Source organism: Actinocrinis sp. (assembly GCF_035946395.1).
Classification (GTDB): domain Bacteria; phylum Actinomycetota; class Actinomycetes; order Streptomycetales; family Catenulisporaceae; genus Actinocrinis.
Genome location: NZ_DASYZI010000086.1, coordinates 1 through 2,571 on the forward strand (window position 1 = coordinate 1; position 2,571 = coordinate 2,571).

Sequence of the window (2,571 nt, forward strand, 5' to 3'; positions counted from 1 at the left end):
CCGTGCGCGCCGCACGCGCAGGCGACCGGCCCCGCCTCGACCTGGCCGCCCCGCCGGGCCTGCGGCCGTTCGCGCTGGCCGCCATCGCGCAGCGGGCCGAACGTCCGCTGCTCGCCGTCACGGCCACCGGCCGCGAGGCCGACGACCTGGCCGCCGGCCTGCGCGCGCTGCTCGGCTCCGCGGCCGTCGCCGAGTTCCCGGCCTGGGAGACGCTGCCGCACGAGCGGCTCTCGCCGCGCTCCGACACCGTCGGCCGCCGGCTCGCGGTGCTGCGCCGGCTCACCCACCCGGGCGAGAGCGGTGACGAGGTGCTGCCGCGGGTCGTCGTCGCGCCGATCCGCGCGGTGCTCCAGCCGCAGGTGGCCGGGCTCGGCGACCTGGAGCCGGTGCAGGTGACGGCGGGTCGGCAGATCGAGCTGGACGAGGTGGTGCGCCGCCTCGCCGACGCCGCGTACCTGCGCACCGACCTGGTCGAGAGACGCGGCGACTTCGCCGTGCGCGGCGGCATCCTCGACGTCTTCCCGCCCACCGAGGAGCACCCGCTGCGGCTGGAGTTCTGGGGCGACGAGATCGAGGAGATCCGGTACTTCAAGGTGGCCGACCAGCGTTCGCTGGAGGTCGCGCAGCACGGGCTGTGGGCGCCGCCGTGCCGTGAGCTGCTGCTCACCGACGTCGTCCGCAAACGCGCGCACGGCTACGCCGCCGAGTTCCCGGCGCTGGCCGACGTCTTCGGGAAGATCGCCGAGGGCATCGCCGTCGAGGGTATGGAATCGCTCGCGCCGGTCCTGGTCGATCGGATGGAGCTGCTGATCGACCTGCTGCCTGAGGGTACGCACGTCGTGACCTGCGACCCCGAGCGGATAAGGGCTCGTGCGGCCGATTTGGTACGTACATCACAAGAATTCCTCGACGCGTCGTGGGCCGCAGCCGCGATGGGAGGCGCCGCGCCGCTCGACCTGAACGCCGCCTCGCTGTGGTCGCTGGCCGACGTGCGCGAGCACGCCGATGAACTCGGCCTGCCCTGGTGGTCCGTCAGCCCGTTCGTCGTCGACCAGAACCTCGCCGAGTTCACCGGGGACGATCCGGCGGCGGGGGAGCCCCGCCTGTTCGAAGACACCGAGCACTCCGACGCCGTCGCAGCGCCCGAGTACCGCGGTGACACCGCCGCCGCACTCGCGGACGTGCGCAACTGGGCGCGCGAGGGCTGGCGCGTCGTCCTGGTCACCGAGGGGCACGGCCCGGCCGAGCGCCTGGTCGAGATGGCCAAGGGCGCCGACATCGGCGCGCGGCTGGACGTCGAACTCGCCGACGAGCCTGAACCCGGCGTCGTCTACGTCGCAACCGGCTCCATTGATCGCGGCTTCGTCCTTGAGCGTGCACGCATCGCCGTACTCACCGAGACCGACATTGCAGGGCAGCGTTCGTCCACCAAGGACATGCGCCGGATGCCCTCACGCCGCCGCAACATGGTCGATCCCTTGCAACTACACGCGGGCGACTACGTCGTACACGAACAGCACGGCGTCGGCCGTTACGTCGAGATGGTGCAACGCACCGTCGCCGGAGCGACCCGCGAGTACCTCGTCATCGAATACGCTGCATCCAAGCGTGGCCAGCCGGGCGACCGGCTCTTCGTGCCCACCGACCAGCTTGAACAGGTCACCAAGTACGTCGGTGGCGAGTCGCCGACGCTGCACCGGCTCGGCGGCTCGGACTGGCACAAGGCCAAGAGCCGCGCCCGCAAGGCGGTCAAGGAGATCGCCGCCGACCTGATCAAGCTCTACTCGGCGCGGATGTCCGCGCCCGGCCACTCCTTCGCCACCGACACCCCCTGGCAGCGCGAGCTAGAGGACGCCTTCCCCTACGTCGAGACTCCCGACCAGCTCGCCTGCATCGACGAGGTCAAGGCCGACATGGAGAAGACGGTGCCGATGGACCGGCTCATCTGCGGCGACGTCGGGTACGGCAAGACCGAGATCGCCGTGCGCGCAGCGTTCAAGGCCGTGCAGGACGGCAAGCAGGTCGCCGTGCTGGTTCCGACGACATTGCTCGGCGCGCAGCACTTCGCCACCTTCAGCGAGCGATACGCGCAGTTCCCCGTGACCATCCGCTCCTTCTCGCGGTTCCAGTCGGCAGCCGAGGTGGCCGACACGATCGAGGGCCTGTCGTCCGGCAAGGTGGACATCGTGATCGGGACGCACCGGCTTCTGTCGCCGGAGGTCCGGTTCGCGCGGCTCGGCCTGCTCATTATCGACGAGGAGCAGCGGTTCGGCGTGGAGCACAAGGAGTACCTGAAGCAGCTGCGCACCGAGGTCGACGTGCTGGCCATGTCGGCCACGCCCATCCCGCGGACGCTAGAGATGGGCATCTCGGGGATCCGGGAGATGTCCACGATCCTGACGCCACCTGAGGAGAGGCATCCCGTGCTGACCTCGGTGACGCCGTATGACGAGCGGCAGATCGCGGCCGCGGTCCGGCGAGAGCTGCTGCGCGACGGCCAGGTGTTCTTCGTGCACAACCGGGTGTCGTCGATCAACAAGGTGGCGGCGCGGCTCGCCGAGCTGGTGCCTG

The 2,571-nt window shown here is 70.7% G+C and carries 1 protein-coding gene; it reads left to right on the plus strand.

The features are described from left to right. Positions 1–2: 2 nt before the first annotated feature. The coding region (locus VGS97_RS05770; protein ID WP_349261995.1) for a transcription-repair coupling factor at positions 3–2,571 on the plus strand (2,569 nt) is incomplete at its 3' end.